The organism is Pelovirga sp. C15f, from assembly GCF_057178085.1.
In genome coordinates, this window is the sequence record NZ_JBXUCV010000002.1 from 189,474 (window position 1) to 214,818 (window position 25,345).

Annotated in this window: 26 protein-coding genes; 21 read left to right on the plus strand and 5 right to left on the minus strand. The window is 54.3% G+C overall.

The genetic code is table 11. The features are described from left to right. Positions 1-29: 29 nt before the first annotated feature. On the plus strand, positions 30-2,810 hold the full coding sequence (gene ileS / locus AC1931_RS06080) for an isoleucine--tRNA ligase (RefSeq protein ID WP_483876355.1): 2,781 nt from the start codon (positions 30-32) through the stop codon (positions 2,808-2,810). A 1-nt stretch (position 2,811) separates the two neighbouring features. Next, positions 2,812-3,315 carry a signal peptidase II gene (lspA, locus tag AC1931_RS06085; protein WP_483876356.1) on the plus strand — a complete coding sequence of 168 codons (504 nt, stop codon included), beginning with the start codon at positions 2,812-2,814 and terminating at the stop codon, positions 3,313-3,315. Between the two features lie 7 nt (positions 3,316-3,322). Here the strand turns inward: lspA and AC1931_RS06090 are convergent, their stop codons facing one another. From AC1931_RS06090 to AC1931_RS06105, 4 genes are all read right to left on the minus strand, one after another. Beyond that, positions 3,323-4,195 (minus strand): carboxylate/amino acid/amine transporter, encoded by an 873-nt coding sequence (locus AC1931_RS06090; protein WP_483876357.1) that lies wholly within the window; start codon positions 4,193-4,195, stop codon positions 3,323-3,325. A gap of 281 nt (positions 4,196-4,476) precedes the next feature. Further along, positions 4,477-4,926 carry a YaiI/YqxD family protein gene (locus tag AC1931_RS06095; protein ID WP_483876358.1) on the minus strand — a complete coding sequence of 150 codons (450 nt, stop codon included), beginning with the start codon at positions 4,924-4,926 and terminating at the stop codon, positions 4,477-4,479. After that, positions 4,926-5,795 carry a ChaN family lipoprotein gene (locus tag AC1931_RS06100; protein WP_483876359.1) on the minus strand — a complete coding sequence of 290 codons (870 nt, stop codon included), beginning with the start codon at positions 5,793-5,795 and terminating at the stop codon, positions 4,926-4,928. Before AC1931_RS06100 ends, AC1931_RS06095 begins: the two co-directional genes overlap by 1 nt. Before the next feature lie 81 nt (positions 5,796-5,876). After that, complete coding sequence (locus AC1931_RS06105; protein WP_483876360.1) at positions 5,877-7,556, minus strand: molybdopterin-dependent oxidoreductase; 1,680 nt, start codon at positions 7,554-7,556, stop codon at positions 5,877-5,879. 349 nt (positions 7,557-7,905) lie between these two features. Here AC1931_RS06105 and AC1931_RS06110 point away from each other — a divergent pair, with 349 nt between their 5' ends. The 14 genes from AC1931_RS06110 to AC1931_RS06175 all read left to right on the plus strand — a co-directional run bounded on the left by AC1931_RS06110 (position 7,906) and on the right by AC1931_RS06175 (position 21,682). Further along, positions 7,906-10,308: a tetratricopeptide repeat protein gene (locus AC1931_RS06110; RefSeq protein WP_483876361.1), complete on the plus strand. Its 2,403-nt coding sequence runs from the start codon at positions 7,906-7,908 to the stop codon at positions 10,306-10,308. Positions 10,309-10,348: 40 nt separating this feature from the next. Further along, entirely contained in the window at positions 10,349-10,753 is a 405-nt protein-coding gene (flgB, locus tag AC1931_RS06115; RefSeq protein ID WP_483876362.1) for a flagellar basal body rod protein FlgB, read from the plus strand. A gap of 17 nt (positions 10,754-10,770) precedes the next feature. Next, positions 10,771-11,202 (plus strand): flagellar basal body rod protein FlgC, encoded by a 432-nt coding sequence (gene flgC, locus AC1931_RS06120; protein WP_483876363.1) that lies wholly within the window; start codon positions 10,771-10,773, stop codon positions 11,200-11,202. A gap of 5 nt (positions 11,203-11,207) precedes the next feature. Next, positions 11,208-11,513: a flagellar hook-basal body complex protein FliE gene (gene fliE, locus AC1931_RS06125; protein ID WP_483876364.1), complete on the plus strand. Its 306-nt coding sequence runs from the start codon at positions 11,208-11,210 to the stop codon at positions 11,511-11,513. A 225-nt stretch (positions 11,514-11,738) separates the two neighbouring features. Beyond that, on the plus strand, positions 11,739-13,358 hold the full coding sequence (gene fliF / locus AC1931_RS06130) for a flagellar basal-body MS-ring/collar protein FliF (RefSeq protein ID WP_483876365.1): 1,620 nt from the start codon (positions 11,739-11,741) through the stop codon (positions 13,356-13,358). A gap of 38 nt (positions 13,359-13,396) precedes the next feature. Then, entirely contained in the window at positions 13,397-14,410 is a 1,014-nt protein-coding gene (gene fliG, locus AC1931_RS06135; protein ID WP_483876366.1) for a flagellar motor switch protein FliG, read from the plus strand. Next, on the plus strand, positions 14,397-15,074 hold the full coding sequence (locus AC1931_RS06140) for a FliH/SctL family protein (RefSeq protein ID WP_483876367.1): 678 nt from the start codon (positions 14,397-14,399) through the stop codon (positions 15,072-15,074). The genes fliG and AC1931_RS06140 overlap by 14 nt, the downstream gene beginning before the upstream one ends. Continuing rightward, the gene (locus tag AC1931_RS06145) at positions 15,071-16,399 is read left to right on the plus strand and encodes a FliI/YscN family ATPase (protein WP_483876368.1); all 1,329 of its coding nucleotides are present in this window, start codon (positions 15,071-15,073) and stop codon (positions 16,397-16,399) included. The genes AC1931_RS06140 and AC1931_RS06145 overlap by 4 nt, the downstream gene beginning before the upstream one ends. Continuing rightward, entirely contained in the window at positions 16,400-16,843 is a 444-nt protein-coding gene (gene fliJ / locus AC1931_RS06150; protein WP_483876369.1) for a flagellar export protein FliJ, read from the plus strand. Further along, positions 16,840-17,352 (plus strand): MotE family protein, encoded by a 513-nt coding sequence (locus tag AC1931_RS06155; protein ID WP_483876370.1) that lies wholly within the window; start codon positions 16,840-16,842, stop codon positions 17,350-17,352. Before fliJ ends, AC1931_RS06155 begins: the two co-directional genes overlap by 4 nt. A 40-nt stretch (positions 17,353-17,392) precedes the next feature. Further along, complete coding sequence (locus tag AC1931_RS06160; RefSeq protein ID WP_483876371.1) at positions 17,393-18,967, plus strand: flagellar hook-length control protein FliK; 1,575 nt, start codon at positions 17,393-17,395, stop codon at positions 18,965-18,967. A 38-nt stretch (positions 18,968-19,005) separates the two neighbouring features. Then, a complete protein-coding gene (locus tag AC1931_RS06165) occupies positions 19,006-19,668 on the plus strand; it encodes a flagellar hook assembly protein FlgD (RefSeq protein WP_483876372.1) in 663 nt (220 codons plus the stop codon). Continuing rightward, positions 19,668-20,051 (plus strand): TIGR02530 family flagellar biosynthesis protein, encoded by a 384-nt coding sequence (locus tag AC1931_RS06170; protein ID WP_483876373.1) that lies wholly within the window; start codon positions 19,668-19,670, stop codon positions 20,049-20,051. Before AC1931_RS06165 ends, AC1931_RS06170 begins: the two co-directional genes overlap by 1 nt. A gap of 83 nt (positions 20,052-20,134) precedes the next feature. Beyond that, positions 20,135-21,682, plus strand: a complete 1,548-nt coding sequence (locus tag AC1931_RS06175) for a flagellar hook protein FlgE (RefSeq protein WP_483876374.1) — start codon at positions 20,135-20,137, stop codon at positions 21,680-21,682. A gap of 22 nt (positions 21,683-21,704) precedes the next feature. Here the strand turns inward: AC1931_RS06175 and AC1931_RS06180 are convergent, their stop codons facing one another. Further along, positions 21,705-21,836 (minus strand): hypothetical protein, encoded by a 132-nt coding sequence (locus AC1931_RS06180; RefSeq protein ID WP_483876375.1) that lies wholly within the window; start codon positions 21,834-21,836, stop codon positions 21,705-21,707. A 113-nt stretch (positions 21,837-21,949) separates the two neighbouring features. Here AC1931_RS06180 and AC1931_RS06185 point away from each other — a divergent pair, with 113 nt between their 5' ends. From AC1931_RS06185 to fliN, 5 genes are read left to right on the plus strand one after another with little or no spacing between them, the layout of a single operon-like run. Beyond that, positions 21,950-22,714 carry a motility protein A gene (locus AC1931_RS06185; RefSeq protein ID WP_483876376.1) on the plus strand — a complete coding sequence of 255 codons (765 nt, stop codon included), beginning with the start codon at positions 21,950-21,952 and terminating at the stop codon, positions 22,712-22,714. Between the two features lie 12 nt (positions 22,715-22,726). Continuing rightward, positions 22,727-23,464 carry a flagellar motor protein MotB gene (locus tag AC1931_RS06190; RefSeq protein ID WP_483876377.1) on the plus strand — a complete coding sequence of 246 codons (738 nt, stop codon included), beginning with the start codon at positions 22,727-22,729 and terminating at the stop codon, positions 23,462-23,464. Between the two features lie 60 nt (positions 23,465-23,524). Next, on the plus strand, positions 23,525-24,019 hold the full coding sequence (locus AC1931_RS06195) for a flagellar basal body-associated FliL family protein (RefSeq protein WP_483876378.1): 495 nt from the start codon (positions 23,525-23,527) through the stop codon (positions 24,017-24,019). 11 nt (positions 24,020-24,030) lie between these two features. Next, a complete protein-coding gene (locus AC1931_RS06200) occupies positions 24,031-25,032 on the plus strand; it encodes a flagellar motor switch protein FliM (protein WP_483876379.1) in 1,002 nt (333 codons plus the stop codon). Further along, the gene (fliN, locus tag AC1931_RS06205) at positions 25,029-25,343 is read left to right on the plus strand and encodes a flagellar motor switch protein FliN (protein WP_483876380.1); all 315 of its coding nucleotides are present in this window, start codon (positions 25,029-25,031) and stop codon (positions 25,341-25,343) included. The genes AC1931_RS06200 and fliN overlap by 4 nt, the downstream gene beginning before the upstream one ends. The last annotated feature ends 2 nt before the right edge of the window (positions 25,344-25,345 follow it).

The window sequence follows — 25,345 nt, forward strand, 5'->3', positions numbered from 1 at the left end:
GCATTTTTAGCCTCTTGGAGAAATATTTCATGGACTATAAAGACACCCTCAATTTACCTGTAACCGATTTTCCCATGCGTGCCAATCTGTCGGTACGGGAGCCGGAAATCCTTGCTCAGTGGCAACAGGCCGGTCTCAATCGTCAACTCGAAGAAACCAATAGCGGCAAACAGAAATTTATTCTGCATGATGGCCCCCCCTATGCCAACGGCCATATCCACATGGGGCACGCCCTGAACAAAGTGCTCAAGGATATTATCGTCAAAAGCAAGCGGATGGAGGGATTTCATGCCCCTTATGTACCTGGTTGGGATTGCCACGGTTTGCCGATTGAACTGATGGTCGATAAAAAACTCGGTAAAAAGAAGCGCGAGATGAGCAAAGCCGAGTTTCGTCGTGAATGTCGTGACTATGCCAGAGTGTGGGTAGCCACCCAGTCAGAGGAATTTCAACGTCTAGGGATTTTTGGCAACTGGGCCGATCCTTATCTGACCATGACCACCGGCTATGAAGCGACCACCGCCCGTGAACTCGCGCGGCTGGCTGAACGCGGCTCCCTGTTTAAAGGGAAGAAGCCGATTCACTGGTGTGCTTCCTGCGTGACCGCCCTGGCTGAAGCCGAAGTGGAGTACGCTGACCACAGCTCCCCCTCAATCTATGTCAAGTTTCCCTATGTTGATACCTTGCCGAAGTCGTTGGCGCATCTGACCGACAAGCCTTTGAGTTTTGTCATCTGGACAACAACTCCCTGGACCATTCCAGCCAATCTGGGCATCAGCCTGAATCCGGAATTGCCTTACGTGGTGCTTGATACGGGGAGCGATTATCTGGTGGTTGCCGAAGGATTGCGCGAAAAGGTAGAAACGGCCCTTGGTCTTGAAGGGGCCCTGGTCGTCGCTCCTCTCGATGCGGCCGAATTCGATACGAAAAATTGTCGACATCCCCTGTACGAGCGCAACTCCCTGATCATGCTTGGTGATCATGTTACCCTCGAGGCCGGAACCGGTTGTGTCCACACCGCCCCCGGGCATGGTCACGATGACTATGTGATCGGCCTCAAGTATGGTCTGGAGATCTACAATCCGGTTGATGATTACGGCCGTTATCGCGAAGAATTGGGGCTGTTCGGCGGGATGAAGTTGGCCGAAGCCAACCGTGCGGTCAACGACAAGCTGTCGGAAGTTGGAGCCTTATTGCACGAGTCCGAGCTCAGCCACAGCTATCCCCATTGCTGGCGTTGCAAAAAGCCGGTTATTTTCCGCGCTACTGAGCAGTGGTTCATCAGCATGGAGCATAACAACCTGCGTCACAAGGCTCTTGAAGCGATTGAGCGGGTCGAATGGATTCCGGCCTGGGGCCGCGACCGTATCTACAATATGATCGAAGCCCGTCCGGACTGGTGTGTCAGCCGTCAGCGCAGTTGGGGTGTACCGATCACCATCATGTATTGTGAAAAATGCGGAGAAGCCCTGAATGATGGTGCTGTCATGCATTATATTGCCGACCAGTTTGAAGAAGCAGGGAGTGATGTCTGGTTTGAGAAGGACGCCGCCGAGCTGCTCCCGACCGGTACCCGCTGTCCGGCTTGCAGTCACGATAGTTTCACTAAAGAGACCGATATCCTTGATGTCTGGTTCGATTCCGGCGTGTCCCACGCTGCCGTCTGTGAGTTGCGAGACGAGCTTCACAGTCCTGCTGATCTGTATCTGGAAGGATCCGACCAGCACCGCGGCTGGTTCCATTCCAGTCTGCTGGAATCGGTCGGAACCCGTGATTGCGCCCCCTACAAGGCGGTACTGACCCACGGTTTCGTACTCGACAAGGCCGGTCGCCCGATGTCCAAGTCGATGGGAAATGTTATTTCTCCGGATGAAATCATCAAGAAGTACGGTGCTGAGATTCTGCGCCTGTGGGTGGCCGCTACCGATTACCGTGATGATATTCGCCTTGGAGACGAAACCCTGCAACGTTTGTCTGATGCTTACCGGCGTATTCGCAACACCGCCCGCTATCTGCTCGGCAACCTGAACAATTTTAACCCTGCCACCGATCAGGTGAGCTCGGCAGAACTGCTGGAACTGGATCGCTGGGCTTTGTCGCGGCTGGCTCGGCTGACGCAACGGGTGCGCAATGCTTATGAAAACTACGAGTTTCACACCCTCTACCATGCCGTCCACAATTTCTGCAGCATCGATTTAAGTGCCTTTTATCTCGATATTCTTAAAGACCGTTTGTACGCCAGCGCCCCTTCAAGTATCGAATATCGCAGCGCACGTACCACCTTGTACCGCATTGTTGATACCCTGACCCGACTGATTGCTCCGGTGTTGAGTTTTACCGCCGATGAAATCTGGCAACGCCTGCCCGGTGAGCGCCCCTTGAGTGTTCATCTGGCATCTTTCCCCGAAGTGATTACGGCTGATCTTGATGATGCCCTGGAAACGACCTACGAGCGGTTACTCAAGGTGCGCCACGAAGTCTCGCGTCAGTTGGAAAAAGCCCGCGGTGAAAAGCGTCTGGGACAATCGTTGGAGGCCAGGGTCGTGCTTCAGGTTCCGGGTGATTATCGTGACTTGCTGAACCGCTATCTGCCGTTGCTGCCGGCCTATTTTATTGTGTCACAGGTGGAGTTGACCGAAGAATCCCTGGCGGCAGAGGAGTCAGCCCAGGTTCCGGGGCTCAAGGTGCAGATTGCAGCTGCTGATGGCGGCAAATGTGAACGCTGCTGGAATTACGCTGTCAGCGTTGGCGAGCACACTGAGCATGCAAGCCTCTGCTCCCGCTGTGTGGCGGCACTGGCAGCAGGGTGAGATGAAAAAATATTCCCTGTTTGGTGGCGTCGCCATTCTGAGTCTGGTCCTCGATCAGCTCACCAAGGTCTATTTCGAACGCAATTATGACCTCGGGCAGGTCAAGGTGCTGATCGAGAATCATCTCTACCTGACCCATGTGCGTAACCCCGGGGCGGCTTTTGGAATTCTTGCCGACAGTGCCTGGCGCCTGCCGTTTTTTTTGATAGTGGCGTTGATCGCAGTGGTGGGAATTCTCTGGTATCTGCGGACCCTGCCGGTGACGGCTAAGTGGATGCACCTCTCCCTCGGCCTTATTTTCAGTGGCGCGGTCGGTAACGTTATTGATCGTATCCGTCTGGGTGAGGTGGTCGACTTTGTTGGTGTGCACTGGTATCAGTACCATTGGCCGGCTTTTAACGTGGCCGACAGCGCCATTTGTGTCGGTGTGACCATCCTGCTGCTGCTCTCCCTGCAGGAAGAGTTGGCACACCGGCGTCAGCGCAAAGCGCGACAGCAGGATTGATGGTTACCTAGCTGCTGGTGTGCGCGACAGGGTTCGATTGTTTTACCCAGTATTCATGCACCAGCAGCGACAGCAGCAACACCCCGCCGCCGATTCCAAGACGCATCAGGTCCGCATCACGATTCCAGATCAGCAGATTGACGAGCAGCCCGGCCGGAATCAATGCGTTATTCATGATCGCCAGGGTACCGGCATCCACCAGGGTTGCCCCCTTGTTCCAGAGAAAATACCCCAGCCCGGAAGCTATCACACCCAGATACACCAGGATCCCCCATTGCTGATTCGTTGTCGGCAGCCGGTCCATATCACCCAGCGCCAGCCACAGGACCAGGGTTACCGCGAGGGCGCCGAGATAGAAATATCCGAACAGATAGCGTTGCGGCACCTTCGTTGAAGTTCGTTCGAGTAAAGTTTTGTAACCGACCTGCCCCAGGGCAAAACAGAGGTTCGCACCCTGGACCACCAGAAATCCGACAAATATCTGACTTTCCATGGGGTTGTAACGGATAATCGCAGCGCCGACAACAGCCAGCATGGCGGTCAGCAGGTAGCCCAGACGGAAACGTCGGTGCAAGAGGTCGTGGATCAGGGTAACGTAGATGGGGGTCAAAATGGTGAATATAAGGACTTCAGGTACGCTCAGCAAAGTGAAAGAATGGAAGTAAAAAACATACATCAACCCCAGTTGAATAGCGCCCAGAGCCATTAATTGAACTGCCGGTTTTAGCGGGATGGGGCGTAGCAGGGGAAGAAACATCAGGCTGGCCAGGGCCACGCGCATAAAGACCGAAAAATAGGAATCAACCTGACCGGCCAGGTAGACGCCGATGAGGCTGAACGAAAAAGCCCAGAGCAGGGTAATGCTGACGAGATATACCATAGGCAGGCCCCTATTCATGAAATGCAGAAAAACAGGGGGACGATACTCAATTAATCGGCACTAGTCAACCCTAAATGTTGGACTGGGTTTACTAGTCGGGCAAAAGGGGTCAGTGGGGTGATTCTCCTGTGGTGAAAGGAGTTATAACGGTTTTTTACCCGATAGGCCCAGTTGGCGTCAAACCTCACAACACTACAGTCGCCTACTGCGAACCCTCAGTGAACCTGGAGGCGAAGAGAATGTCAGAGTATTTGCGCAGTAAATAAGAAATCAGCCATTTTTCAGCGCTTACGCTGTTGGAGGATGGTATCCAACTGATTGGCAAATACCTGGCGGTCTTTGGCGGTTAATGCCGCCGGGCCGCCGGTTTCGACGCCGCTGCTGCGCAAACTTTCCATAAAATCCCGGACATTCAAGCGTGCCCGAACGTTCTCTGCGGTATAAAGTTCCCCGCGGGGGTCCAATGCGACAGCGCCTTTAGCGACCACTTCTGCGGCCAACGGGATGTCGGCGGTTACCACCAGATCGCCGCTGGAGAGGCGTTTGACAATTTCGTTGTCAGCGACATCGCTGCCGGCAGCAACAAGGACGAATGAAATGCCGGCTGTGGGCGGAATGCGCATGCCGTGATTGGCGACCAGAGTCAGGGACAAGCCGGTGCGTTGTGCCGCGCGAAAAAGAATCTCCTTGATCGCCGCCGGACAGGCATCGGCATCAACCCAGATATGCATTAATACTCCTTCTCAGCTACACCCCACGAACCATCACCAACATCCAGCCACAGAAAGTCCGCATCCTCCAGGGTTACCTGCGCGCGGCTCAATCGCCCGGCGACTTCAGGCAGCACGACGAGAAAATCGGTATGGCCCAAATCGGTCTTCTGCGCTGGTATGCCGTACTTCCAGGCGTGACCGTTGCCGGCCAATACAATGCCTGACTGTTCGGGGTTGTCCTTCAAATAGAGGTCCATATAGCGCGCCATGGCTTTGTCCCACACCAGCTGCGCTTCGCAGAAATTACGGAATTCAAAGCTGCCATGGCCGTGGCTGCCAATGGCACGCCGGATAAAATCCTCGTAGGTGGCGTCGACGCTGCAGGTCATGCCGCCTAGAAAGCTGATCTGTTCAGCATCAAGGGAGGAAAAACCGCTCGTCGCCACCTGCCGGGTGATGCTGCGCGGCAGGTTAAGCCCGACCATGGGGATCTGCGCTTGGCGGGCATAAGAGAAGATCGGCTCGTAGAGGGACCACCATCCCCAGTTGCGTTGATAGCTCTGCCTGAATTCCTCGGTACTGCTGATGCCGGCCGTCCAGTCGTCTAACGCCTGCTGGTCCTCAGCCTGAAACATTTCGAGACCGATGGCGATTTTTTTCTCCTTAGCCAGTGCTCGGATAATTTCGAGCTGCATCTGATGATGTCCGGCATGATCATGCTGTTCACCAATAAAAACGACGCGAACTTGCGCAAGTTTGTCGATCAGTTGACGGAAGCTGATCTCCTCTTTGGTAGCAACGTCGATAATATGCGGATGAGCTGAGGCTGAACCGAGCAGAAACCATAAGCTGATAATAGACAGGATAAGTATACGGACAAAGGACATAGCACGCCTCCATAAGTCAGGATCAAAATCCTATTCTGTCGCTGACGCGTGTCCGGGGTCAAGAGAGGGGGCTCGGTTTCATCAGACTGTGATCTTGAAAATACGTACTTCGGCGGCATAATAGGCCAATCCGTTGTTCCCGTCTGTCAGCCGACCGGGAACCGCGCTGTTGCAGAAGCCAGCGAGCATCGGCAGGTTTTTCCAGCACATCAGGGTCCCCTTCGGCACCTCATCAGTGATCAGGGCATGGGCGCTAAAGGCACCGCAATCCCCTTCGACGCGCAGGCCGTCGCCGCTCGCTATGTCCCGTGATTCAGCATCAAGGGGGTTGATATGAATAACTTGCAGACCTTGCTCCTGGCCGCTAATAATCTGCGAATTCAGGTAGTCAAGGTGCGAGGCCGTCAGTAGACGAAAATCCCTCATCGCTTGCGGCCAGTGCAGCTCAAGGGAGTCGGTTTGATAGCTGCGTGGTGATGGCACAGGCGCACGCAACTCCTCTTCAGATGTACTGATCAGAGGGATGTTGAGCTTTTTCGCCAGGGCGCGGGCGGCCTGCATGTCGCTGAGTTCATCGGTAAAGGCGGGGCGGGAATAATGGTGGGGGAAGAAGTAGCTGCCCTGAAAATCGGCTTGGGCAAACATCCCTCCAACTTTAAGGAAAAAATCAGCATAGGTAGCGGTTGTGGTCATGTTGGTGTCAACCACCAGGGTTGGCGTGCGATTCAGGGCGCGAATCCAGAGGCTACTGTCGGCGTAGGTTATTACCGGATTAACGGCAATATTGACAAACAGATCGAACTCTCCAGCTGCAAGTCGGACTGCTACCTCATCCAGAGAAATTTTTTGGCTGAAGCGGGCGGGGTGCGGTTGCCAGCGACGTTTTGAAGACTGACCGTAATAAAGGCGCTCGCTGCCGTTGGTAAAGTGGGCCAGGCGATTAATCCAGCGGATGGCGTTCATCCCGTTTTCCTGGCGTTGCAGTCCCATTCCCTGAATGTGAGCGACCTTTTTGGTGCGCAAGCGTTCAAGTAGCAGGGTGAATTGTTCGCTGGTCACTCCCGCGGTTTCAAGAAGCTGCAAAACTGGATAGTCGCGTTCGTGCCCCAGCTCAGTCAGCAAGGCGCAGGCGAGCAGGCCATCACAGGCAGGTTGAATCTGGATATAGTGGTCGGCAAGACCGGCAGTGGCTGTTTTGACCGGATCAATCAGGATGATTTCGCTACCCGATTTTTTGAGTTTTTTCAGATAACTGTACAGATGGGGTGAGGTGACTGCAGCATTTTTGCCGTACAGAATGATAGTCTCGGCTTCGGCCAGTAGGGTGACACAAGGGTTGCTGACACAGCCGAAGTCAAGCTCGTGGGCTTTGTCGCCGGTGGCATCACAGGGGTCGCTGTTGACCGTGACACAATGGGGAAAAGCGGCAAAAAGCTGATCCCAGTAACCCATGTTGTAGCCCAGACTTCCGGATCCGCGCAGGTAGAGGATGTTTTTGTGGCGAAAGGGCTCGAGCCACTTGGCCAGCGCGCCAAGGCCGCTGGCCGCATCGGGAAAATACTCCCTGTCATCCCCGGTCCTTTGCCATGATAACAGACCGTTGTTGATTTCCCGGGTGGCGAAATCCTTGAATTTTGCACAGATAAAGCCGGGGGAACTCCAGAGTTGGGGTTCTGCCCGATAACTGATCATGCTTTCTTCACTGTGGATGTCCATCCCACAGAGATCCGGACAATCTTTACTGCAGAAAAAATTCATCATCTGGGTCCTTTGGCTGAGGATGGCGGGAAGGATCTGTTGGCGTAACGGCGCTACTTTATCAGGAGCACCGAATTGACGCAATTCTCTAAGGTTGCATTGCTATAGTTGAAGCTTTATCCGGACAAAAAAGCGATTCTGGCATGTGCCGACATCCTTGAATGTAAAGTATAAAACCTAGCCTGTCAAAATACTGACCATGGCGGAGAGAGTTTTTTCCAAAGTGCCTTTCTGGTTTTTGTCAAAAGAAAAAAAACAATAAAAACAGTAAGATAGCAATTTTTCGGATGGATTGGCATGATTCTCGCCATTGATCCCCCGCGACGAGCTCTGCCCATAGCTGGAGGAACGTATGACCCCTTTGTTGACCTGGAAAAAAATTATTGGCGTTGGCCTTTTCCTGCTGTTGTTCTTCCTGAGTCTGGCACTGCCTGCCAAAGCGGCAACAACCGTTACCGGGATTCAGAAGCAGGAAGATCCGAGTCGCACCCGGGTGAGCGTTATGCTATCGCAACAAACGGATTTCAGCGTTGATTCGTCAGGCCAACGTATCGAACTTCGTCTTGATGGGGCGGGTTCTGACCCGACTCTGCAGACCCTGCCGGAGGATGGTACCGTCGTCCGCATGACCCTGATCCGCCGTCACAATGATCTGGTTGTTTCCATGTTGATGCGTCGCACTCCCCGGCACGTGAGTGCTGAGGCACTGGAAAATCCAGCACGGATTGTCTTGGATCTCGAATGGGTGGGCGAGGAGGCGGTCCGTCCGGGGGTTGCTTTTCGTATTACCGATGTCCCGCCCCGGCGTGGTGGCTCTGTCGCCCTGCGCTCGCAACAGCAATCGCCCTGGGAGGGCAACTGGCTGGAGTTTTTTCGCAATTATCGGAGTGACTGGAATATTCGAATTCCACAGCGCTTGACTCCTGCGCCCCCACTGGATGCCGTTGCCGGTACCGACAGTGCGTTGTTGCCATTACAACAACTGGCAGATGAAGGGATGTTTTTAAGCCTGCTCCAGGAGGGCATGGCCCTTCAGGGGCTGGACGACGATGAAAGACGGCAGCGCGATCTGATGATGGGCGATGCTTATTTACGCACGGGTTCCTATGCCGCCGGTCTGGCACGTTTAGGTGCCCTGAGGGACCTCAGCGCTGATCAGCAAATCCGTGTCGACTATTTGACAGCATGGGGTGAGGCTGCGCGTGATAATGCCATCGGTGCCCTGCTCCATCTGCAAATTAAGCTGACGACTCTGACAGCGGAACATCCTCTCGCCGTACCGATACGTCTGCTCCACGCCGAAGCAGCGCTGGCTGCGTCCCAGCACCAATTGGTGCTGGATCTTTTGAAGGAGGAGGAGGAGTTGACCTGGCCTCACCACCTTGAAACGGTTCGCCGGATTCGCCTGGCCGATGCCCTGGCTGGGTTGGGAGAGCGTGATCGTGCCTTGGCCGCCTACCGTGAATTGGCTGACGAGCCACCACTGTGTGAATTTTATTACGCTTCCTGTCAGGGTGCCGCCCATGCGGCATTCCAGGCCCGGGATTTTGCATTGTCCCACCGCCTCTATCAGCCCCTGGCATTGGCTTTCAGCAATGAACAAGGTGCGGATATGATCCATTTTGCCGCCGCCGCTGCCGCTTTTGAGACGGGTAACCCGGACTGGGGCTGGATCGGGTTGGAGCGTACAACTCAGGATTACCCACGAAGCGAAGGGGGAGATCGCGCCGCTATACGTCTGCTTGATATCCGGGTGATGAATGGCGAAGTGGCAACTATTGCCGCCCTGGCCAATGAATATGAAGTTATCGGTCAACGCTCGCAGGTGCGCAACCTGCGCGAAGAAGCATTTTTCAAGGAGGCGCTGGTGTTGTTTCTGGCTGCGGAACATCAAACCAGTGTTAACCGCCTGATGTCTTTTCGCCGCGATTTTGCGACCTCACCGTTGCGGCGCGAAGCCAGTATTCTACTGAGTCAGCAACTGCCGATGGTGGTCGAACAGCTGCTTGATCAGGGGAACGATCTGCAGGCGGTGGTGCTGGTGGAACAGAACCGCGAATTGTTGCTGGCCAGCCGCTATGAGCGGACTTTTCTCGATAATCTGGTGCGAGCATTTGATCGTCTTGGTCTTTATGAGCGTTCATCGCGGGTACTGCTCTACCTGTTTGATCAACGTGCCGGTAGTCCCGTTCAGAAAGACGTTTTTTTGCCGTTGGCACAAAGTTTCATGCAGCGTGATCAGTATCTGGCAGCTGGTGACTATGCTCGCCGGTATCTAAGTCAATACCCTGACGGAGATGATGCCGGCGCAGTATTTGTGCTGTTGATCGACAGCCTTGAACGTCAGGGTCTGGACGCTGAGATTCATGACTGGATTTTGCGCCGTGACCGCCCCGACACCCCTGAGGCCAATCTGCGTGCCGCCGCAATTCACTGGCAACAGGACGACTTTGCCGCAGTCGTCACTAACCTCGAACGCGTCGCCGCCGCACAGCCACTATTGCCGCGCGAACAAACCCGACTGGCCGAATCCTATTATCAGCTTGCTGACCTGACGTCATCATTGCGCCTCTATGAAGGTCTGGTTGATGATGTTGATTTTTCATCTCAGGCGCGGTACCGCAGCGCCCAGATGCTGTTTCAGCAACGCCGCCGGCCGGCAGCATTAGAGCAGTTGCAGGCCTTGATTCGTGACGATGCCAACAGTGCCTGGGGAAAGTTGGCGCGGGATTTGCTGATACAGGTGGAACGCTGAAACTTTTGTGCAAGTGTCAAAAAACAGTCAGGAGTGACCCATGAAAATAACTGATCGTACCCTTGCGGTCCTTGAAAAGAGTCTCGATATGCGTGCCCGCAACCAGCAGGTGATTGCGGGCAACATGGCCAACGCCGATACTCCCGGGTACAGTGCCCGCAAGTTGAGTTTTGAGGACGATCTGCAACAGGCCATCAAGCGCCCTGAAATGAACACCAAACCGGCTCACGCCCGCCATCTCCCGGTCAATGGCGCCAGTCTTAACCAGATTCAGGGGCGTATCCAGCGTGATGTTGATACCAGCGGCATTGGTGATGGCAACACCGTCTCCCTTGATGAAGAGATGTTCTCTCTGGCGGAAAACCAGCTGCTCTATGAGGCTGGAACACAAATTTTAAAGAAGAAATTGACAATGCTCAAGTACGCCGTATCGGATGGTCGATAAGGCGCTAAGGAGGTTTTATGGATCTGTTCAGCAGTATGAAGATCAGCTCGTCGGCACTGAAAGCACAACGCACCCGGCTCAACGCGATCAGTTCCAATTTAGCCAATATTGAAACCACACGTACCCCGGATGGTGGCCCTTATCGCAAACGCGAAGTGGTGTTTCAGAGTACCCAGCAGGATTTTGCCGCTACCCTTGATGGACGGATGCGCGATGCTGCCCACGCGGTGCGTGTTTCCCATGTCCAGGCCAGTGATCGCCCCCCCCGGATGGTGTATGACCCGTCTCACCCGGATGCAGACGAAAACGGCACAGTGGCCATGCCCGATATCAGTCTGGTTGAGGAAACGGCCGACATGATGTCGGCATCGCGGGCCTACGAAGCTAATGTAACCGTGGTAAAAGCTGCAAAAAGAATGGCTCTTAAAGCCCTGGAAATCGGACGTTGAGGTGAATGATGAAAAATATTACGGATGTCACACTAGCAACCCAGCTAAAAAGCCTGGCGCAACCACGGACCGCACCGGCCCAACAGATTGGTGACAAGTTTGCCGAGGCGTTGAAAAGTTCCATTGCCGGGGTCAATCAGGCCCAGATAACGGCCGACCGCGCGGCTGAAAATATAGTCGCCGGGGATACCAAAAACCTTCATGAAGCGATGATCCGTCTGGAAGAGGCTGATATTTCGTTGCGCATGATGGTTCAGGTGCGCAATAAGGCGGTTGAGGCCTATCAGGAAGTGATGCGCATGCAGGTTTGATGGCGTCCCAAAAAGTCCGCCCTCCGGCGTTTTATCAGGACCTTGACATACTGTATGTATGCCTGCGCCCCTGAAAAACCACCAGGCCTTGTAGGACGAAATTTTTGCTTAGCCATCCTTTGGTTTTTTGCGATGGCATGAGGTTTAGGCTGAATAAATTCGGGTAGTGGTAGGGAGCAGCGAGCTCATTGTTTGGTCAAGAACCAGTGAAAAAGGAGCGAATCGATGGCTGAGGACAAACCGGTTTTGATCGGTACCAGTGATACCGGCGCCACCAGCAGCAACAAAAAACAAACCTTCATCGATGTGATTGCCGCCTGGTCGATGGCGCGCAAGCTCAGTCTGGTCGGGGTTGCGGTGGTCAGTATGTTGCTGTTCAGTCTGATTATCATGCAGGCGCGGGTCGCTGATTACAGTCTGCTGTTTGCCAATCTTCCCAGTCGGGATGCGGCCGAGGTGGTGCAGTGGCTGAAAGATCGCAAGATCCCCTATCGTCTTGAAGGCAACGGAACCATGATCATGATCCCCGCTGATCAGGTTTATGAGGCGCGTCTCGAATTGGCCGGGTCCGGCCTGGCGGATGGCGGCGTCGGTTTTGAAATCTTTGACAAACAGAGCTTCGGCATGACCGACTTCACCCAGAAGGTCAATTACCGGCGGGCCCTGCAGGGGGAATTGACCCGCACTATCACCTCCCTGGCGCCGGTGGAAGCGGCGCGGATCCATCTTGCCCTGCCGGAAAAGCGCCTGTTCCGTGAGCAGCAGCAACCGGCGACCGCCTCGGTTATTGTCAAGTTGGTAGCCGGCCGCACCTTGCGCGACACCCAGGTGCAGGGCATCGTTCACCTGGTGTCCGGTAGTGTCGAAGGTCTTGACCCGGAATATGTCACCGTCGTCGATTCCAATGGCCGCACCCTGTCCAATAATCGTAGCGATGAAATGCCCGGGCCCATGACGCCGGGGATGTTGAGCTATCAGCAAACCATGGAAAGTCGCCTGGAACATCGCGCTCAGACATTGCTGGAACGCGCTCTCGGGGTGGGCAATGCCCTGGTGAAGGTGAATGCCAGCATCGATTTCGACCAGCGTGAACGGGTTGAGGAAGCCTATGATCCGCGGGGCACGGTGGTGGTAAGTGAACAGACCATGAACGAAGAAGGCGGCCAGCAGATTACCGGTGGCGTGCCCGGGGTTGTGGCCAATCTGGAAGAAGGTGGCGCCGGGGCAACGACCAGTATTCCTTCAAGCCGCACGGAAGAGACCGTCAACTATGAATTGAGCAAGGTGGTCAGCAAGACCGTTCAATCCGTAGGAGCGTTGCAGAGTTTATCGGTTTCGGTGCTGGTGGCCGACCGGGTGACCCCTGGTGCTGATGGTGAACCGCCGGTGACAACCCCGCGCAGCACGACAGAAATTCAGGAGATCGAACAGATGGTACGCAGCGCCTTAGGTATTAATGATGGCCGCGGTGATCTGATCTCGGTTGTTTCCATGCCCTTTGAAAGTACCTTTGGTGACATGACCCTGCCTCAGCCCTCGATGGTGGATCGGGTCTATCCGTTGTTGCCGTTGATTCGTTATGGCCTGTTAGCGGTCGCTGCGATCATGGTTTATCTGATCTTCCTGCGTCCACTGCTACGTACTCTGCGTGGCGCCGGTGAACAGACAGAACCGATGAAAACCGTTGAAGAACTTGAAAATGAATTGCGCGGCCAGAACTCGACTCCGTTGTTGGGTGGCCCTGGCGATCCGTTGGCACAAATTCGCCAGGAGGTATTGGGCGGTGATATGTTCCCGGTCCAGGTCGTCAAAAACTGGTTGCGGCATGAGCCCGCTGAGTCCTGACAGATATCGTATTGCGCTGACCCCAAGGAGATCCCGCAGTGAAAAAAACCAAACATCTGTCAGGTGCCAAAAAAGCCGCTCTGCTCCTGTTGTGTCTGGGTGAGGAAGCGACAGCACGAATTTTCGAAGCCCTCGATGATGCCGAGGTGCGCGAAATCAGCCGCTGTATGATGGAAATTGAGCACGTTGAACCCTCACTGGCACGTGAAATTCTCGAAGAATACAAGAGTGCCCGCAATAATGATATCGGGGTGTATATCCGTGGCGAAGAATTTGCCAAGCATGCGATTTTAGGCGGTGCTGACAGTAACCGTGCCCAGCAACTGCTTGATCAGGTCTCTGCCGGGATCGAAGGACGACCGCTGGAAACCATCTCAAAGATGCACCCACGTATGGTCGCCGGTTTGCTCGAGAATGAACATCCCCAGACCATTGCCCTGATTCTGTCAACCCAGCGTGATGACCACGCCAGCCGGATTCTGGCGGAACTGTCGGAGGATATGCGCGGTGAGGTAGTTTATCGGATCGGCAAGATCGATAATGTCTCACCGGAAGTGATCAATCAGATCGAGGCGGCTCTGCAGCGCGAGGTTGGCGTCATCGTCGGTCACGATCACAAGCAGGTTGGAGGGATTGAGAAGGTTGTTGAGATTCTCGGCAAAATGGAAAAGGGGGCCGACCAGTATATTCTCACCAGTATTGAAGCGACCGATCCTGAAATGGCCGAAGAGATCCGTCGGCGGATGTTCACCTTTGAGGATCTGATTGCCATTGATAGCCGCGGGATGCAGGCGATACTGCGTGAGGTCAGCACCGACATGTTGACCCTGGCGCTGAAGACCGCCAGCGATGCGGTTAAAAACAAGATTTTCTCCAATATTTCCCAGCGTGCTGCTGACATGATCATGGAAGATCTTGAGGCCATGGGTCCGCGCAAGCTGTCCGAGGTTGAAGCAATGCAGATGGAAGTAGTAAAGGTGGCCCTGAAACTTGAAGAAGAGGGCACGGTTGTGATCCCGGGCCGAGGGGGTGGTGGCGATGAACTTGTCTAAAATCTATCGTGGAACCGAAATCGCTGAAGTCAGAGAATTTCACTTCAGCTCTTTTGGTGAGGGCGGCAAGGTCACTGGGGCGGCTCACGCCTTTGTCGTTGATTCACCGGCAAAAGCCAAAGTCCCCGCCGGCAGTTCGGTTCCGTCACCGGCAGCGGTGACGAAAAAAGATATTGATGAGGCCTACGCCCGCGGCCAGCATGATGCCATGAATGCAACCGCAGCCAGGCTGGAATCATCAGCCCAGGCGCTGGCAGCGGCACTGAAGCAAGTTGACCAGTTGCGCAGCCAAATGGCCCGGAACAGCCGCGATGACATGTTACGCCTGGTGATGGCGATCGCTGAGCAGATTATCCACCGTGAGGTCAGCATTCACGCCGATATTATCAATCAGGTGATTGCTGAAGCCCTCAAAGCCTCGGTGCGCGCCGATCATTACCGCATCAAGGTCAATCCGGTCGATCTGGCTGCCGTCAACGAACACAAGCCCTTGTTTCTGGCAAGTATCAGCAGCTTGAAGAACCTGATAGTTGAAACCGATCCTGCGGTCACTGCGGGTGGTTGTAAGATTGAGTCGGATCTCGGCGAAGTGGATGCCACCCTGGAAACCCAGCTTGTCGCTATTCGTCAAGTCCTCCAGGAAGCGATGACAGGAACATCATGATCGATCTGGTGCAGCGGATCAAAGCCGTCAACCCTTACAAGGTCAGTGGCAAGATCATTCAGATCGTCGGTCTGGTGGTCGAGGGCTATTGTCCAACCGCGACTGTCGGCACTCTGTGTGAACTACTGCCCCGCGACGGTGGGCCGGCGGTTCCGGCCGAGGTGGTCGGCTTTCGTGATTCCCGTGCATTGCTGATGCCCCTGGGGGAATTACGTGGCTTGGGCCCCGGCTCTCTGATACAGGTGGTGCGCAGCAGCGCGACGCTGGCGGTTGGGGAACAATTGCTCGGGCGGGTGTTGGATGCCCTCGGACAGCCATTGGATGAGATGCCGCTGGAACCCTGCCATCATGAATGCCCTCTTTACGCTCTACCCGCCAGTCCTATGGCCCGCAAACCGATCATCGCTCCCCTCGATCTGGGGGTGCGGACGATCAATTCCCTGTTGACCTGCGGAACCGGCCAGCGCATGGGGATTATGGCCGGTTCCGGTGTGGGCAAGAGCGTGCTGTTAGGCATGCTCGCAAAACATACCAAAGCCGACGTCAATGTGATTGCTCTGATTGGCGAGCGTGGTCGTGAGGTGCGGGAATTTATCGAACGTGATCTGGGCCCGGAGGGGTTGGCGCGTTCGGTGGTGATAACCGCTACCTCCGATCAGTCACCGCTGCTGCGTATGCGCGGTGCCTTTGTCGCAACCACCATCGCTGAATATTTCTGCGCCCAGGGCAAAGATGTGCTGTTGCTGATGGATTCGGTGACCCGTTTTGCCATGGCCATGCGTGAAGTGGGTCTGGCTATCGGCGAGCCGCCAACGACCAAAGGCTACACCCCGTCGGTGTTTGCCACCCTGCCGAAATTACTGGAACGCGCCGGCAATTTCAAGAATAAGGGGAGTATCACCGGACTTTACACCGTGCTGGTGGAAGGGGATGACATGAACGAGCCGGTAGCCGATGCGGTGCGTTCGATCCTCGATGGTCATATTGTTCTATCGCGCGACCTGGCGGCGCGTAACCATTATCCGGCCATCGATGTACTAACCTCGTCGAGTCGGGTGATGCGCGATATCGTCAGCAAGGAGCATCTGCAGCTGGCCGGTAATGTCCGCGAAATTATGGCCGTTCACAAAGAGGCGGAAGACCTGATTAATATTGGTGCCTATGCTGAAGGGAGCAATAAAAAAATTGATTACGCCATCGGCCGCATTGAGGCGGTGAATGATTTCTTGCGTCAGGAAATGGATGAATCCTTTGATCTGGAAACGACCAGAGAGCAGATGAACGCACTGGTGCTTGATCGTCGCAAAACGCCGCGGGAAGGCTAAATGATGGCGGAAAAGTTCAAACTGCAGTCAGTTCTCAATTATCGCACGACCCTCGAGGAACAGGCTCAGCAGGCCCTGGCTTTAAGTCAGCAGCAGCAGCGGGAGTTGATCGCGGCCATTGCCACCCAGCAGCAGGAATTAAATGATCAGGATCACACGCTCAAACAGCGGCAGGAAGAAGGGCTGACTATCGCCGAGATCGATATTTACGAAAGCCGCATCAATTATTGTCGACGGCGCAGCGCCCAGTTGAAGGAACAGCTTGCAGGGCTTGAAAAAAGAATCATCAAGCAGCGCGCGGTGTTGCTCGATGCCGCCCGTGACCGGCAGGTGATGGACAAACTCAAAGAACGTCAGGAAGCTGAATTTCGGCGCGAACAGGAACGCAAAGAGCGCATCCAACTCGATGAAATCAGCCTGCGCAATAAGGGGCCTACGCCATGAAAAAACGGTTCTGGATTATCGTCACTCTCTCTCTTGGCAGTATCCTTGTCATGCATACCCCGCTGTTTTCCCTCGCCGCTGAGGAGCAGTTTTCCTCGGTTGAGGAGCGCCGGATTCTCACTGCTATCAAGGAGCGTGCCGAACGCCTGAGCGCGCGGGAAGAACAGTTAAAAGGGCGTGAATTGGAGCTAAAGACCCTGGAAGCAGAGGTCGATAAGAAAATCGCCGCGATGCAGCGTTTGCGTACCGAGTTGAATGACCTCCTCGATCAGCGCGACGAAAAAGAGAACGCCAGGATCGAAGAATTGAGCCTGATTTACGAGCGCATGAATCCTCAACAGGCGGCTGTTCTGATCAGTGAACTGGAAACCGGGATGGCGGTCAATCTGCTGCTTGGAATCAAGAAAAAAACCGCTGGTCAAATTATGGAACGACTTAACGCCGAAACGGCGATCAAGCTGAGCAAGGCATTTACCGACTTGTCGGTAGACGAAACGCTGGGAAATTAATCCCATGGCAAATTCTACAAGGAAAGGAGGTGAAACAGCGATGATGAATGCAGCGATGATGATTGCGCCAGTCCCCCAAACGGGCAATATCAAGGCTGGTGGAAAAGCGGCAGCAGGACAAGCGCAGCTTTTTGGTCAGGCCATGGCGCAACAGGAACAGCAGGTGGTCTTTCAGACCGCGGAGCAGGAGCAAGCCGGCCTGGTCGGACTTCCGGGAAAGGGCGTGTTACTGAGCAGTTATGCGGCGTTGTTAGGTGAGGATGCTGACCAACTGTTGGGTCTGCAACCGCAACAGCAGGATCTGCTGGAGCAGATTGAGCAGATGGATGGGGAAATGCTGGAGGTTTTGGCGCTGTTGTTTGAACAAGGAACGGTTCCGGATTCAATGGATGATGCTCAACTGCAGCAACTGGTCGATCTGGTTGAAGAGGTTCTGCCAGAATGGCAGCTTCACAATCAGGTAGTCGCAGCTCAGGTGGGCGAGCAAGTTCTGCCTGCACAGATTCCGGAGACGGAGGAGAATGAAGTCCCCCTTGATCAGAAGGTGGAAGAGCTGATTGCCTGGTTCAGTCAATATCAAGCTCAGCCTCAGCAGCAGACCCGAAATCCTTCCGGTAAGGAGATCAGTGGTGAATTGCCACCCGGACAACTGGTGGCCGCTCAACAGCTCGAGCAGGTTCGTGAGCGTCTGACGCAACTGCGTACCACCCCGGCACAAGCCGACACCGACGTTGTTCCAGTCAAAGCAGACGGTGAAGCCAAGGGTACCCAGATGGCCACGACTGCAGTTCGTGGTACTGATCTGCCGGAACGCCTGGAACCTTCCGCCTCGTCTCTTGAAGCCCGCTTCAGCGAGTTGCTCAAGCCGCGGCATGCACAAGCCGGTCAGGTAGCTGAGGGTGGCCGACAGGCACAATCACTACAGCAAGGTCAGCAGGCATCCGTCAATCCAGCACCAGTGGATGACGTCGGCGGTTTTTTTGCCAACGTTCTGGACAAGTCTGCACCTCAGGTTGCTTTGACACAGAATGGCTTGAACGCCAGGCAGGTAATTGACGGGTTGCATCCACAGCACACCCATCTGCACGGTCAACCGGCAGCGGTTCCCGTTGCAACTCAAGGTATTACTGCACCAGTTGCGGCAGCAGCACCTTTTGCCGCCAGTCAACAGATCGCCGACAGTCAGATTTTTGACCAGGTGGTGACCCATCTGTCCGGCAGTGATAAAGGTGATATGGGGCGTATGGTACTGCGATTACATCCGGCTGAGCTCGGTTCCCTGCGGATCGAGTTGATGGTCGAAGGAGATCGTGTCCGCGCCAACCTGCATGCCCAGACCCAGCAGGTTCAGGAAGTGCTCGAGCGTAATCTTGGGCAGTTGCGTAACTCCCTGGCTGAACAGGGGCTGAAGATCGATCATTTTCAGGTCAGCAGTGATGCCCGTCAGAATCAGCAGCAAGGGCAGGCTGACAATCTGGCTCACCAGCGCCACGGAGCAGAACAGTCAGAACAGCACCGGCGCTCTAATAAAGAGGAGCCGTTACGGGAAGATCAGGCCATCCCCCTGGCTCATCTGACCCAGAATGGTGGTAGAGGAATCAGCCTTCATGTTTAATCCGCTGGTAAACCCTGAATTCGGGAGATCGTAAGATTATGACAACAATCAACCCAGCCATTGCGTCGCAGACCCCGGCCTTGACCAATATGGGGGGCAAGGATGTCTCCATGGGCAAGGAGGATTTTCTCAAGCTTCTGGTTGCCCAGTTGCAGCATCAGGATCCGTTAAACCCGGCCGACCCGACTGAATTTACCGCCCAACTGGCCCAGTTCGGTCAGCTCGAACAGCTGACCAATGCCAACGAAAATCTCGAGCAACTCGGGAGGATGAGCGGCGAGATGGAGAAAATGTCAGCTTTAAGCCTGATCGGTCAGGACGTGGTCGCGGAGGGATCGGCATTCCACTTTAATGGGGAAGCGATGCAGCTTGGTTATCGGCTGGATACGCCGGCAGATAAGGTTACCCTTTATGTACAGAACCAAAGTGGTAGCACCCTGACCACCATTACCGCCCGTGAAACCAGCTCTGGTCAGTATTTTGTTGACTGGGATGGCTACACCGATTCCGGCATGCCGCTGGTTCCCGGTGATTATTCCCTAATCGTTCACGCCATTGATGCCGATGAGAAGACCATCGACAGCAAGAGCCTGATCAAAGGGCGGGTGGAGGCGGTCGATTTGGGCGGTACCGGGGTTCAACTTGATACCAGTAGCGGTACTTTTGCCCTGGGACGGATTACCAAGGCTGGAGGCAGCTGATGACCGATGCCATCAACATCTTTCCGCAACCGGTATTTCCGGGTGGCCAGCCGACGGCTAAACGACCGGATCGTGTACCGGCGACCGGAACCAGTTTCGATGCGTTGCTGCGTAACCAGCTGGAGCCGGCAACCATCAGGTTCTCGCGCCATGCCAGCGAGCGCATGCATAGCCGGGGCATTGCTTTTAACCCTCAGCAATTGCAACGACTGGAATCAGCCATCGAGCAGATCAACCTCAAGGGGGGACGCGAGTCCCTGGTGATGCTTGACGATACCGCCCTGGTGGTCAGTGTGAAAAATGACACCGTGGTAACGGTTGTGGGCAGGGATCAATTGAAAAATAACGTATTTACCAACATCGACAGCGCAGTTATTGCTTAAAACCCGCCGAACCGGTCCTCATATGAGGAGGTTCGCAAGCCGCCGACCGACGGACGCGGCTTTCGACACAAAGGAGTAAGACCATGGGAGTATCGAGTTCTCTTTATAGTGGTGTCAGTGGACTCAACGCCAATGCCAATGCCATGAGCGTTATTGGTAACAACATCGCCAACGCCAATACCGTTGGTTTCAAATCGAGCCGCGCCATCTTTGGTGACCTGCTCTCCAGCCAGATCTCCGGTTCCGGCGGCGCCTCCCAGGTTGGCCGTGGGGTCGGACTGTCCATCGTTGACAATATCTTCAGCCAGGGCACTTTTGAAAACACCGAAACCAATACCGATCTGGCTATCGAAGGTTCCGGTTTCTTTATCGTCAGTGATCCAACGTCCGGTGCCGCCGGTAACTTCTATACCCGTGCCGGAGCCTTCCGCTTCGATGCTGAGGGCTTTCTGGTGAACCCGGAGGGCTTCAACGTGATGGGTTACGACCTTGATGCCGGAGGCAATACGGTCGGTGATTTACAACCGATCTGGGTTAATACCAATTCCTTCACCCAGTCCGGTCCAACCGCGAATGTCAATCTCAATACCAACCTGAACTCTGATGCGCAGACGATTGCTCCCCCGGCTGTCGATTCCAGTGCTACCGCTCTTGATGCTGTCATTGTCACTGCTGGTGGAGCTACAAACGCTGCATATACTGACTTTGCAGCGAATCCTGCAGATCCCGCATTACAGGCCGCCGCGCTTACGGCAGCGGCAGCAGATGAAATAACCTATGCAGCCGATCCTGATGTATTAGCAGCAATAGCAAGCTTGCGTAATGGAATCAATGGTGTTTCTTTTGATTCACTAAACCCGGCCGGCACATCGAATTACGCAACCTCTATTCAGGTGTTTGACAGTCTCGGCAGTACTCATCTGATGACGACTTATTTTACCAAAACATCTGATCAGAACTGGCAGTGGAATGCGGTTGTCGATGGTGGGGAGCTGACCGGCGGAACCTCCGGTGAATTGGCTGTTGTCGGCAGTGGTACCCTCGAGTTTGATGCGAGCGGTAACCTTATTCGCATAGATGGAGCTGATCTCTATGATCCCCCGGGCGATACAAGCGGTGAGCCGGTGTTCCCTCAGCCGACAGCAACAATCCCCGCCGGTAACCTGCCCTGGTTAAATGGCGCGGTTCAAACCCAACAAGTCGCTATCGATATGCAAACGACCCAGTATGCCAGCCCTTCAGTGGTCGTGTCCCAGGAGCAGGATGGGTTCGGCACCGGGACCCTGGTGAAATTGAACATCGATTCTGAAGGATACGTGATCGGTAACTTCTCCAATGGCGCACCGCGGAAACTGATGCAGATGGCCCTGGCGAAATTCACCAACCCCAATGCGCTGGATAAAATCGGCAACAACATGTACTCTCAGAGCACTTCATCCGGGGTGCCGGTTATCGGTACCGTCGGCTCCGGGGTGGGTAATATTTTTACCAACGCGCTGGAACTGTCCAACGTTGATCTGGCGGGTGAGTTTGTCAAGATGATTACCACCCAGCGGGGGTTCTCGGCGAACTCGAAAACGATTACTACGACAGACGAAATGCTGGCAGAAGTTATCAACCTCAAGCGTTAATTACTATGGTCAAAATTCTGACTTAGGCAAAAGGTGCCGCCGGAATCTGTCCTGGCGGCACCTTTTTATTTTTTAAAGGGGTTTGTTGTTTCTTCGTAACTTGCTGAAATTGATCAAAAAAAAACCATTTATGTATTTTTTCTGATAATGGCATGATACCTGCTTTAGTCAACGATTAGCCGCTGCTATTTAGTCGAAACTGATAGATCGTTCGGCGTTTAATTGACCTCGTCAATCTTTTTGACTACGCCACTTCGAGGACACACTATGGATCTGGCAACAATTGTTGGCCTGATTGCCGCCTTCGGCCTCATGGTCTCCGCTATCATGCAGGGTAGCTCCCTGCTGATTTTTATCGACATTGCCGCCCTGACCATCGTTGTCGGCGGAACTTTAGGTACCGTCCTGGTTCACTTCCCCTTTGGCGATATCCTGGGTGCGATCAAGGTGGCCAGTAAAGCCTTTATGCACAAATCACATTCGCCAACCGATACCATTTCGCGGCTGATTACGTATGCCGGCAAGGCCCGTAAAGAAGGGATTTTGTCACTCCAGTCGGTAATGAATGATATTGACGATGAGTTTTTTCTTAAGGGTTTGCAGATGGCGGTCGATGGCCAGGAGCCGGAAGCCCTGAAGGAGATGCTCGAGCGCGAAATAGAATATGTCATGGAACGCCACGATAAGGGAGCGGAGATATTTTCCACTTTTGGCGCCTATTCACCGGCCATGGGGATGATCGGAACCCTTATTGGCCTGGTGCAGATGTTGCAAACCATGGATGACCCATCGACCATTGGCCCCGCCATGGCGGTTGCGTTGCTTACAACTTTTTATGGCGCGATTATCGCCAACGTGATAGCGATTCCTATCTCCGGCAAACTCAAACTCAGGTCGGCCAGCGAAGTCCTCAACAAGACCCTGGTCACCGAGGGGATGAAAGCGATTCTTGAGGGAGAAAACCCACGTTTGATGGAACAACGTCTCCATGCCTTTGTTTCTCCCAAGGAGCGCCAGAGCAACTTTGGCTAAGTGAGTTAACCGATGGAAAAAAAACCAAAAAAGCCGATGGCAGGTGCGCCCCTGTGGATGGTCACATTCAGCGATATGATGACCCTGCTGTTGACATTTTTTGTGCTGCTGCTGTCGATGGCGACCCTTGATCAGGTGCGTTTTCAGCAGGCGGCTGAATCCTTGTCGGGGGCATTCGGCGTCGGGGTGCTGGAAAGCAGTACCCGTACGGAAGTTGCACCACCACAAGTTATGTCTCGTGTCCCTATCGACGACGATTTTAACGCGCGGGTTTACCAGCGTTTGCGTACCCAGCTGCGTGAACTGAAACTCGATCGACAGATCGAACTGGTCAAGGATCGTGGTGCCGTGGTCCTGCGTGTCGATGAAGCCATCCTTTTTGGCATCGGTCAGTCGACCCTCAATCCTGAGGCCCATCCGGTCCTGCGCAAGGTGGCCGGGTTGGTACGTCCGTTACCCCTTAATGTAAAGATCGAGGGGCATACTGATGATATTGGTGATGACATGCAGAACTGGGAATTGTCTGTTGCCCGTGCGGTGTCGGTGCTGCGCTTTATGGTCAGCGATCGATTGCTGCCGTTGACGCGTATCTCGGCTACCGGTTACGGGTCCCACCGACCCCTGTTTCCCAATCTCAGTGAGCGTGAGCGTGCCTTGAACCGGCGTGTTGAATTTGTCCTCGAAAGTCAGGGGGATCCTCAGCAGGAGTTGCCGTATCTGATTGATGCGCGGGATCAGGCCCCTTTTTAAAGAAGCAGAAAGCGAAGGGTATTTCAGTCCATCAAGATTTGACCAGGGAAGGATAAACCGATGGCAAAAGAACCGGAAAAAAAACCTGAGGCGGACGGCGGCTCAAAAAAGAAACTGATCATTATTATTGCTGCCGTTGTACTCCTGTTAATTGGTGTGGGGGTCGGAGCCTTTTTTTTCTTGAGCAGCAGTGATGAGAAGTCATTGACGCCGGAGCAGGAACAGGCTTTGTTGGAGCGTCAGGCTAAAGAGATCGGGCCGATGGTTGATCTTGAGAGTTTTATCGTCAATATTCTCGACCAGGGGGAGGTGCGCTACCTCAAAGCGGCTATTACCCTCGAAGCGGATACGCCGGAAGCTGCCGCCGAAATCAATCAGCGCATACCGCAGATCAAGGATGCCATTCTTCTCTTGATCGGCAATAAAACCTTTGCCGAGCTCAGTGACCTGCAGGGTCGCCTGCAATTGCGTGCGGAACTGCTCAATCGGGTCAACAGCCTGTTGCTGGTCGGCAAGGTTAAGCGTATCTATTTTACTGACTTTGTTGTTCAATAAAGGGCAACCTCGTGGAAAAGATCCTCAGTAAAGAAGAAATTGCCGACCTGCTCTCCGCGGTTCGCCAGGGTCAGGTTGACGTTGAAACCGTCGCTGAAGATGCCCCTCAGCCTGCCGCAGCGAAATCGGTAAAGAACTGTAACCTGTTCCGTGGCACCGGCACCGAAGGGTGGCGGCTGCGCAATTTTGATCTGATCCTTGACAGCTTCGCGCGTAATTACGCCATGTCCCTATCAACCCGCTTCCAGCGTGCCGCCCATATCAAGCTTGAAGCGCTGGAATCCATGTCCTTTGAGACGCTGCTGCAACGGCTGTCCGGTCGTGGCGCTATCGGGGTCTTGCAGCTTGAGCCGTTAACCGGTGGTGGGCTGCTGATTTTTGATGAGCAGCTGGCCTTCTCGCTGATGGAGATGGTTCTCGGCGGAAATTCCCAGGGACAGGCGCTGATTCCTGAACGTGCGTTAAGTGCTATCGAATTGAATGTGCTGCGCGATGTGATTGTTTCCGCCTGCCCGGAATTGAATAAAGGATTTCTTCAGCTTGAGGCGATCAAGGCAGAGCTGGTCGAGGTGGTCAGTAACCTGCGGCTGTTAAATTTTGTCGATCCCGAAGTCGGGGTGTCGGTCTCCCAGTTCAAGGTAGCTATCGAAAACCTCGAGGGGCATATTACCCTGGTCATTCCCCATCTGACCCTGGAGCCGCTACAGAAAAAACAGAAATTAAAAGCCGTTCCTGCCAGTTCGTTGCAAAGTACCCGCTGGCAGCAGCTGGTTTGTGAAGAGCTCAATAACATGGAAGTCGAAGTAGAAGTCAGATTGGCATCCTTGTCTCTGCGGGTGCGGGATATCCTCAATTTTCAGGTGGGGGATGTGATCGACCTGGGAATGAAACCGGAAACCCCGGTCAAAGTGTCAATCGAAGAACGCTCCAAGTTCTTAGGGATGGTGGGCGTTCAGGGGAACAAGAAAGCGGTACGTATTTCGGGACGTATTCCCGGTGGAGGAGAACAATGAGTACTGATAGTCAGCAAACACAAAAAGCACCAGCACCCAACTCGATGAAAGACCGGGGAATTGATCTGCTCCTTGATATTCCCCTCGAAGTTGCCGTTGAGGTTGGCCGCTCACGTATCCTGGTTCGTGATCTGCTGCAATTGCAGGAAGGTTCCATGATCGAACTGGACAAACTGGCCGGGGAGCCGCTGGATCTGTATGTCAATTCGCGGCTGATCGCGCGCGGCGAGGCGGTGGTGGTCAATGAGAAGTTCGGCTTGCGTCTGACCGATGTTGTCAGTCCGTCCGAGCGTATTGAGAACCTGGGGTAAGC